This is a genomic window from Mycobacterium sp. TH-M82 (genome assembly GCF_057473605.1).
This window is the reverse complement of record NZ_JBYCKY010000261.1, coordinates 1-7,657: the sequence shown is the minus strand read 5'-3', so window position 1 is coordinate 7,657 and position 7,657 is coordinate 1. Positions and strand designations below refer to the sequence as shown.

9 protein-coding genes are annotated in these 7,657 nt (G+C 67.2%); 6 read left to right on the top strand and 3 right to left on the bottom strand.

Annotation, left to right across the window (positions count from 1 at the left end; all coding sequences use genetic code 11):
- Both AC2VON_RS08170 and AC2VON_RS08165 read right to left on the bottom strand, forming a co-directional pair.
- Nucleotides 1-484, bottom strand: a 484-nt coding sequence (locus AC2VON_RS08170) for an amidohydrolase family protein (protein WP_486952499.1), incomplete at its 3' end; no start/stop codon positions are given.
- A gap of 74 nt (nucleotides 485-558) precedes the next feature.
- Nucleotides 559-990 (bottom strand): carboxymuconolactone decarboxylase family protein, encoded by a 432-nt coding sequence (locus AC2VON_RS08165; protein ID WP_486952498.1) that lies wholly within the window; start codon nucleotides 988-990, stop codon nucleotides 559-561.
- A gap of 47 nt (nucleotides 991-1,037) precedes the next feature.
- Here AC2VON_RS08165 and AC2VON_RS08160 point away from each other — a divergent pair, with 47 nt between their 5' ends.
- From AC2VON_RS08160 to AC2VON_RS08140, 5 genes are read left to right on the top strand one after another with little or no spacing between them, the layout of a single operon-like run.
- The gene (locus AC2VON_RS08160) at nucleotides 1,038-1,841 is read left to right on the top strand and encodes an IclR family transcriptional regulator (RefSeq protein ID WP_486952497.1); all 804 of its coding nucleotides are present in this window, start codon (nucleotides 1,038-1,040) and stop codon (nucleotides 1,839-1,841) included.
- Nucleotides 1,838-3,421 (top strand): acyl-CoA carboxylase subunit beta, encoded by a 1,584-nt coding sequence (locus AC2VON_RS08155; protein ID WP_486952496.1) that lies wholly within the window; start codon nucleotides 1,838-1,840, stop codon nucleotides 3,419-3,421. Before AC2VON_RS08160 ends, AC2VON_RS08155 begins: the two co-directional genes overlap by 4 nt.
- A 1-nt stretch (nucleotide 3,422) precedes the next feature.
- Nucleotides 3,423-4,187: an enoyl-CoA hydratase/isomerase family protein gene (locus AC2VON_RS08150; protein ID WP_486952495.1), complete on the top strand. Its 765-nt coding sequence runs from the start codon at nucleotides 3,423-3,425 to the stop codon at nucleotides 4,185-4,187.
- 5 nt (nucleotides 4,188-4,192) lie between these two features.
- On the top strand, nucleotides 4,193-5,410 hold the full coding sequence (locus AC2VON_RS08145) for a CaiB/BaiF CoA transferase family protein (protein ID WP_486952494.1): 1,218 nt from the start codon (nucleotides 4,193-4,195) through the stop codon (nucleotides 5,408-5,410).
- Complete coding sequence (locus tag AC2VON_RS08140) at nucleotides 5,403-6,281, top strand: HpcH/HpaI aldolase/citrate lyase family protein (RefSeq protein WP_486952493.1); 879 nt, start codon at nucleotides 5,403-5,405, stop codon at nucleotides 6,279-6,281. The genes AC2VON_RS08145 and AC2VON_RS08140 overlap by 8 nt, the downstream gene beginning before the upstream one ends.
- Nucleotides 6,282-6,287: 6 nt before the next feature.
- Here AC2VON_RS08140 and AC2VON_RS08135 read toward each other — a convergent pair whose 3' ends face one another.
- Nucleotides 6,288-7,316 (bottom strand): PE-PPE domain-containing protein, encoded by a 1,029-nt coding sequence (locus AC2VON_RS08135; protein WP_486952492.1) that lies wholly within the window; start codon nucleotides 7,314-7,316, stop codon nucleotides 6,288-6,290.
- Nucleotides 7,317-7,456: 140 nt separating this feature from the next.
- On the opposite strand from AC2VON_RS08135, the gene AC2VON_RS08130 reads away from it, so the two are divergent.
- A partial coding sequence (locus tag AC2VON_RS08130; protein WP_486952491.1) for a mycothiol transferase occupies nucleotides 7,457-7,657 on the top strand: 201 nt, incomplete at its 3' end.

Sequence of the window (7,657 nt, the reverse complement as noted above, 5' to 3'; positions counted from 1 at the left end):
CCATCACATACACCCGCAGCGGTGAATGCGGCAGGTAGGCCGCCACGTCGATATCACGCTTGCCCGCGTCCAGCGCATCCAGGTACTGCGGGAAGGTCTCCCAGGTCCACGGCAGCCCATCGGTCATCACGACACCGGGGATGTCCTCGACGCCGGCCATCACGTCGACCAATACGTCGTGGTCCTGGGCTCGGCACGGTGCGAACCCGACCCCACAGTTGCCCATCAGCACCGTCGTGACGCCGTGCGACGACGACGGGTTGAGCCGGTCCGACCAGATGGACTGGCCGTCATAGTGGGTGTGCAGATCGACGAAGCCCGGGGTGACCAGCAGCCCGGTGGCGTCGATCTGCCGCTTGCCGGTGCCGTCGACCGTCCCGAGTGCGCTGATCACGCCGCCGGTGACGGCGACGTCGCCGGTGTATGGTTCGCCGCCCAGGCCGTCGACGATGGTGCCGTTGCGAATGACAAGGTCGTAGGTCACCCGATCAATCTACGACCATGTCGCTGCCTGACGCCAGGGTTGATCAGATGAAGGGTGAACTGCGCCGCTGTGGATCAACCGCCCGGTGTCGCCGGCGGCAAGCCGGTCTTGTCCACCACGATGCCTTGTGCCTCCGCCGATCTCAACACGTCCTGCCACAACCTCAGTGCGTTGAGTGCGGCGGGAAATCCGGCATACACCGTCGACATCACCAGAACCTCGTGTACCGCAGCCGGCGAAACGCCGCCGTCCAGTGCGCCGAACAGATAGGCGCGCAACTGGTCCGGCCGCTCGGTCGCGGCCAGCATCGCAATGGCGATCAGCGTGCGCTCGGTTTCGTCGAGTCCGGGGCGGTCCCAGACCTGACCGAAGACGAACGAGTCGACCCATCCGGCCACTCCCGGGTCAAGACTTTCCAGGTGTGCCTGCAGCTTGGCCGACTTGCGGCCCTGTACCCGCACCCGGCGACGCGCGCCCGTTGATGACGGGCCTTCTGGCTCGGCCACCTGTCCTCCCTTGACTGGAACCATGTTGTGGATACAGACTCCACGATGTGGGTATCACCGTCAAGGGTCCGGCCAGGGCGCAGGGTAACGGCAGGGCGGCCAAGCCGACGCTGGTGCTGCGGAAGGTGCTGGATGTGCTCGACGCGTTCAGCCTCACCGCCCCCGAGCTCACCTTGTCGCAGATCCGGTCGGCTGCCGGTCTGCCCGCGACGACGTGTGGCCGGCTGGTGGGCAACCTCGCCGATGAGGGGCTGCTCGACCGGGTGGGCGATCGTTACCGCATCAGCCTTTCCGTGCTGCGCTGGTCGGCGGTGGCGTTGCGCGGGCTCGGTGTGGTCGATCGATTGACCCCGGTCATCGAGGAGCTTCGCGATCGCACCGGGGAGAGCGGGGCGATATTCGTGCCGCAGGCGCTGAACCGGACCTGCGTAGCCGTGGCGCCCACGCGGCATTCGGTGATCTGGCAGCTACAGGTCGGCATGTCCACGCCGCTGCACGTCGGCTCCGGCGGGCGCGCGATCCTCGCGTTCGACCCGGACGCGATCGAAGAGACCCTGACCTCGGCGCGTGCCGCGCCGACGGATCACACCCTGGTCGATGCTGATCGGCTCGCTGAGGCTCTGGGGGCCACCCGCAAGACCGGCCTGGCGATCAGCACCCAGGAACTCGACTGGGGCGTGGCCGGAGTGAGCGCACCCGTCTTCGGGCCCACCGGTGGCGTCGTCGCCTCGGTCGGCGTTGCCGGGCCGGTGCAGCGGTTCACCGAGGCCGACATCGCGGGCTACTGTCCGGTCGTCCTGCACGCGGCACGCGTTGCGACCCGATACCTGGGCGGTGAGTTCTTGTGGTGAACAGAAACGACGACAACGTGTTCGGCGTCCAAGCAGCCGCTGACGACGTCAGCCCGGACGCCCAGGTCTATGCCCTGCGGATGAGGATCCGCCAGGGCGGATCGGAATCGCGCAAAACCGAATTGCGGTCACGCGGCAGCCTTTTGGTGCGCGAGAGGCTGGAGCGGCTGCTCGACCCCGGCTTCGTGATCGAGGACTGGATCCTGGCCCGACACGACGACCCGGCGCTGCCGGCCGACGGGGTGGTGACGGTGGTCGGACACGTCGGCGGTCGGCAGGTCGCGGTGATGGCCAACGACATGTCGGTCAAGGCCGGCACGTGGGGTGTCAAGACGGTCCGTAAGATCCAGCGCATCCAGGAAGTCGCGTTGGACTACCGGATTCCGATGATCTATCTGGTCGACTCCGGCGGGGCGCGCATCTCCGAGCAGTACGGGCTCTATGTCGACCGCGACCACTCCGGGCGCATCTTCTGGAACATGGCGCGGATGAACGGCGTCGTGCCTCAGCTGTGCGTCAACTTCGGGCCCTCACCGGCCGGAGCGGCATACCTGCCGGCGTTCTGCGACCTGGTGGTCATGATCGACGGCCGGACCAGCGTCTACCTCGGCTCGCCGCGTCAGGCGGCCGCGGCCACCGGGGAGCAGGTGGACGACGAACAGCTGGGCGGAGCCCGGATGCATTGCAGCCGAAGCGGACTCGGTGATGTGCTCGTCGACACCGAGGACGCGGCGCTGGACGTCGTGAAGAACTACCTGGCGCTGATGCCGTCGAACTGGACCGAGCGGCCACCGGATTGCGACGCGCTCCAACCCGCGGGTGAGGGTGCGCAACTCGAATCCGTCATCCCCGCCGACGAGCGGAAATTCTTCGACGTCGCAAAGGTCATCGACGCCATCGCCGACGCCGGCAGCTTCTTGGAGATCAAGAAGCACTACGCCGGCGAACTGGTCACCGGTTACGCGCGGATCGACGGGATGGTTGTCGGCATCGTCGCCAACCAACCCAAGGTGCGCGGCGGGATCCTCATGCAGGACTCGTCGGAGAAAGGCGCCCAGTTCATCTCGACCTGCACAGCCTACAACATCCCGCTGGTGTTTCTGATGGACGTCCCCGGGTTCATGGTCAGCAGCCAATGCGAGAAGGCGGCTATCATCCGGCGCGGCCAGAAGATGCTGCAGGCGGTCGCCGAGGCCACTCAGCCGCGGATCTGCGTGATCCTGCGCAAGGCCTACGGGGCCGGCTACATGGCGATGTCGGGTGCGACGTTTCAGCCCGACTGCACGATCGCGCTCCCACAGGCCCAGCTGGGCCTGATGGGCCCGGCCGCGGCCGTGCAGGCGATCTACGCCAAGAAGATCGCTGCGTTATCCGAAGATGAGCGGGCAGCGTTCGTCACGGCCAAACAGCAGGAGTACGCACGCGACATCGGCGTATGGGGGCCGGCTGCCGAGATGTACATCGACGACGTCGTTCCCGGCCGCGAACTGAGACAGCAACTGGCTGAGCGGCTGCGCCTGTACCGCCGGCGCCGGCGCCGTCCGCTCGCGCAGCGCAACACCCACATCATGAGGGGCTGACATGACGGGAACCGTGCACTATCACGTTGATTCGGGTATCGCGACGCTGACGATCGACGACCGGCCCCACCGCAACGCGTTGTCGGCTGCGATCCGCGCCGGGCTGTTCGACGGCCTCAAGCGTTCCGAGGCCGACCCCGGCGTCTCGGTCGTCGTCCTCACCGGCGCGGGAGAGCGTGCCTTCTGTGCCGGGGCTAACCTCAAAGAGATGGCTGCCGAACGGCTTTCGGTGCCACCACCGGACTACATGCCCATCATCCGCCGCACCGTGCCGTTCTCCAAGCTGCTCATCGCCGCGGTCAACGGGGTCGCCTTCGGCGGCGGTTTTCTGCTGGCCCAGATGGCCGATCTGGTGATCGCGGCCGACCACGCGCAATTCGGCATGCCCGAGGCCAAGGTCGGCCGCGGCGCACCGTGGTCGGTGCCGCTGTCGCAGATGATCCCGCGCCGGGTCTGGCTGCAACTGCTGGTCACCGGGGACCCGATCGATGCCGCACGCGCTCACCAGATCGGCCTGGTCAACGAGGTCGTGCCCGCCGCGGAGCTGATAGCGTCAGCCAACGCCCTCGCCGCGAAGATTCGTGGCAACGCGCCGTTGACCGTGCAGGCGTCGCTGCAGATGGTCGGACTGGCCGCCGAGATGGGAGTCAGAGCGGCGTGGGATGCGGCCGACGAGCTGTTCGAGAAGGTCTACCGCAGCGCCGACGCCCTGGAGGGGCCGGCGGCGTTTCGCGAAGGCCGGCAACCGAACTGGCAGGGCAGGTGACCACGATGGCGGACAAGGCCGAATCCACCGCTGCCCTGGCCGGGCTGAGGGTGGTCGAGTTCGCCCACGTGATCGCCGGCCCGCTGGCCGGTACGCTGCTCGCCGACCTCGGCGCGGACGTCGTCCACGTCGAACCGCCCGGCGTCGGCGACACCGGCCGCAAGATGGGGCCGGCCAAAGACGGCGTGCCCCTGTGGTGGAAGGTGGCCGCCCGCAACAAGCGGTCCCTGGCACTGGACCTGCGTCAGCAGGCCGGGCAGGACGTGGCCCGGCGGCTGGCCGGCTGGGCCGACGTGGTGATCACCAACCTGCGTGTCGACACCCTGACGAAGTGGGGGCTGGACTGGCCGGCACTGCACCAGCTCAATCCGTCGCTGATCTACGCCCAGATCACCGGCTTCGGCGCGAACACGTCGATGCGCAACGCGCCCGGCTTCGGCAAGGTCGGCGAAGCACGCAGCGGCGTGGTGCATCTGACCGGCTTTGCCGACGGCCCGCCGGTGCACACCGGGTTCTCCCACGCCGACACGGTGACCGCGCTCACCGCAGCGTTCGGTATCCTGGCGGCGGCCTACCGCAAGGCCCACGACCCGGATTTCTGCGGAGAGTGGATCGACCTGGCGCTGTTCGAGCCGCTGTTTCGCCTGGTCGAATGGCAGGTGATCACCCATGACCAGCTCGGTGTGGCACCGGGCCGGTCGGGCAACCGGCTGGCGATCGCGCCCGCTGCGGTGGTCAACACCTACCTGAGCGCCGACGACGAGTGGATCACCGTCACCTCTGCCACGGTGCGGTCGGTGCGCAACGTCGCCCGGCTGCTCGGGCTCCCCGCCCAGGATTACCAAACCGTCGAACAGCAGGTCGCCCGAAGCGAGGAACTCGACGACGCTTTGCGGACGTGGATCGGGCAGCGCAGCGCCGCAGCGGCCCTGCACGCCATGTCAGACGCGGAAGTGGTTGCATCCCAAATCTTCTCGATGGACGATATCGCCGCCGACCCCACCTACGCCGAACGGGATGCCATCATCTGCGTTCCCGACGACGAGCTCGGCCGGGTCCGCATGCAGGCGGTGGTGCCCAAAATGCACTCACACGGCGGAGCGGTCTGGCGCACCGGGCCGGCGCTGGGCGCCGACAACGACGTGGTGTGCAAGCACTGGCTGGGCATGGCCGATGCCGACTTCGACAAGCTTTGCGCCACAGGCGTGATCGGCGATGACTGACCGGGCTGACGGGCAGTTGCGAGGGGTGCGCAGCATCCTGGAATCGCCGATCCTCGACGCCCACAAGTGGGCGAAAGTCCCCGATATCCCGTCCGACGCGGTGCTGCTGGACCTCGAGGACAGCGTGCCGGAGCCGCGCAAGGCCGAAGCCCGGGCCAAAGTGGTCGCCCAGCTGGCGGACCTGGCGCATCTGGGTGGCCGGCTGGCGATCCCGCGGGTCAATGCGCTGGCCACACCGCACGGCGAAGCCGATCTGCGTGCGGTGGCGAAAGCCGGTGCCGCGGTCGTGGCATACCCGAAGGCCGGCACGGCAGGCGAGCTGGACGATGTGCGCGCCGTCCTGCGCGACGCCGGTGCCGATACTCAGCTGGTGCCGGTGATCGAGACCGCCCGCGCGGTGCTCGAGCTGGACAAGATCGCGGCACTGCCGCAGCTCGGCGGATTGCTGTTCGGTCCGTTCGATCTGGCTGTCGACGCGGGAATCACCCCGTTCGACGGACCGGCGCTGTTCGCCGACGCCTATCACTACGCCAAGAACAAAATGGTGCTGGCCGGAGCAGCGTTCGGGGTGCCGGTGTTCGACTTCTTGTTGACACCGCAGCTGCGGGACTCTCCTCAGGTGGCATCGGCGGCCGACCACGCGCGCCGGATGGGGTTCGACGGCATGGCGACTTTCTATCCGCCCCACGTCGAGGTGATCAACGCCGCGTTCACGCCGACGGCCGAGACGATCGCGCGGGCCGAAGAGGTGGTGCGGGTGTACGAGGCCGCGCTGAGCGCCGGCAACGCCGCCGCGCAGATCGACGGCAGGGCGCTGATCGTGCAGGACTACAAGAGCGCACTGCGCACTCTGGAACGATGGGCCAGGTAAGTCCCCTCAGAGACTCAACAGGTCCAGGTGTGCGAGCGCAGCGGTGACGCCCTGCCATAAGTCCGACAACCATGGTCCGGCGAAGGTGTCGGCCGCCAGGGGGATCGACCCGGGCAGTGGGTGGTCGGCGCGGTCGTAGCCGGCGTTGACCAGGGCCGCCATCGTAGGCTCCAGCAGGTCGTAGAGCGGCTTGCTGAACGTCGCCCAGCTCAGTATCGGCAGATACGGTTGGTAATCCGGGTTGGCGGCGGTGCCGAAGTTGTAGATGTCGGGCATCAGGTAGAAGTGCGTCGACTCGGTGGAGATCGACGTCAGCTCCTGGGCGTGATCGATCTCGTAGGTGAATTCGGCGGGTGTCAGGGCGGCGTAGCCGAGGTGAATATCGAACAGACCGAGCAGTGAGTTCCACCATGAGATCAGGTCGAACTTGGTCGGTTCGTCGCAGACCGGGTCGTACATGCCGCAGTAGACATCGACCGTGTACCCGCCGTTGTCGGTCGGAAACGGCTGCGTCATGCTCGGATAGAGCAGCTTCATCAACCACTCGTCGGCGGGGTTCTGGAACAGCCCCGCGCCACCGTCGTACTGCGGCATCGACGGCGGCGCCAACGCCACAATGTGCAGATCCGACGGGTAGGCCGATGGGTTCTCTGCGATCGCGGAGAGCGCGATGCCCTCGATCCCGGCGCTCTGGGATACCCCGAAGATCGTCACGGCATCGTCGATGAGCTTCTGCAACTCCGCCAGCAAAATCTCCTCGCCCTGGATGTAGGTGCCGGTGTGCAGCGTCTCGGGTGTCGTGAGATTGTTGACGTTGGAACCGACGACGAATTCGGTGCCCAACAAGTAGTTGAGCATATCGACCACGGTCTTGAGCAGATCTATGGGCATGGTGGGGACACCGGTGCCGTCCATGACGACGGCGAACTCATTGGACAGCAGCGTGATATCGATGGGCTTGGCGGCGGACGCGGACGGTGATACGGGGGCGAGCGCGATAGCCGCCAAAAGCACTACGTGCAACCTGCTACTCACTGAGAGACCCTTCCCCACGATCAGGAGCCGGGCGTGATGCTACACGACAAGGTCCCGTGGCTACCAGGGGGCGCTGCTGCCTGGCAACTGTCTCGGGTGATGAAGGAGCAGTCACCGGCCCCACGCGTAGGGTCACCTATATGGCCAGCGCCGACACCGCGGCCCGGGAGTTGCTGCGGGACGCGTTCACCCGGTTGATCGAACACGTCGACGAACTCACCGACGGCCTCACCGACGAAGTGGCCGGCTACCGGCCCACTCCGAGCGCCAATAGCCTCGCCTGGCTGCTCTGGCACAGCGCCCGGGTGCAGGACGGTCAGGTCGCCCAGATCGCCGGCGTC

Excerpts from the sequence above, each read along its gene's own strand:
- AC2VON_RS08150 (WP_486952495.1), top strand. The coding sequence starts at position 3,423 with ATGACGGGAACCGTGCACTATCACGTTGATTCGGGTATCGCGACGCTG.
- AC2VON_RS08145 (WP_486952494.1), top strand. The coding sequence starts at position 4,193 with ATGGCGGACAAGGCCGAATCCACCGCTGCCCTGGCCGGGCTGAGGGTG.
- AC2VON_RS08140 (WP_486952493.1), top strand. The coding sequence starts at position 5,403 with ATGACTGACCGGGCTGACGGGCAGTTGCGAGGGGTGCGCAGCATCCTG.